Origin of the sequence: Methylobacterium sp. J-059 (assembly GCF_022829485.1) — a bacterium.
Taxonomy (GTDB): Bacteria; Pseudomonadota; Alphaproteobacteria; order Rhizobiales; family Beijerinckiaceae; genus Methylobacterium.
In genome coordinates, this window is the sequence record NZ_JAKSYA010000046.1 from 1 (window position 1) to 698 (window position 698).

The window sequence follows — 698 nt, forward strand, 5'->3', positions numbered from 1 at the left end:
CACTACGAGGCCAACCTGATCGTGCAGGCTGTCGCCTGGTACCTGCGCTACTCGCTGAGCTACCGCGACACCGCGACATGGGGCAGCTATTCCCGGAACGCACTCTGGAGGTGGACGATAGCACCCTGAACCGCTGGGTTCTGGCCTACATTTCCCTCATGCAGAAGCAGCTGGGAGCTTTCCGCAAGCACATCAAGCCTCCGCCTGTGCCTTACCGGTACGGCTTGCGACAGGCCCCGTCAGCTGCGGGCCCATCCAATTCCCACGTCACGCCCAGCGCTGTCCCTTCGTTCAGTAGCCTGTCAAATATGAAAGTCCGCGCTGCCGTTGTTGAACATGTTGGCGACGCCGCCGCTGTTGTACCCGGCATGGTTGTCGGCGGCGTCGCCCGCCAGGGTGTGGCCGTTGAGGCTGACCTGATGGACGTAGAGGTTGCGGTCGGCCGTCGCGCTGCCGCCGTAGACGTCGTCGAGGAACTGCACCGCGATGTCGTGCGCACCCGTGCCGAACTGGCCCGTGAGGGTGATGTCCTGCGTCTGGCCTGCCGCATGCGACGCACTGGTGGTGAGTGTGCCGCCGATCTGATGGCCGTCCACCAGCACCTGGAAGTGCGGATTGCCCTGGTAGCTGTCACCCGACACGCGGAAGACGAGGGTGTCCGGAGCCAAGGGTGTCACGACCGGCGCTGTGGGTGTCGT

Annotated in this window: 1 protein-coding gene and 1 pseudogene; one reads left to right on the plus strand and one right to left on the minus strand. The window is 64.5% G+C overall.

The genetic code is table 11. From position 1 onward, the window contains the following. A pseudogene (locus MKK55_RS04655) lies at window positions 1–188 on the plus strand (IS6 family transposase); the annotation flags it as partial. 114 nt (window positions 189–302) lie between these two features. On the opposite strand, the gene MKK55_RS04660 reads toward MKK55_RS04655, so the two are convergent. Next, window positions 303–698 (minus strand): carbohydrate-binding domain-containing protein (locus MKK55_RS04660; protein WP_279595993.1); only part of this gene is annotated, 396 nt, incomplete at its 5' end.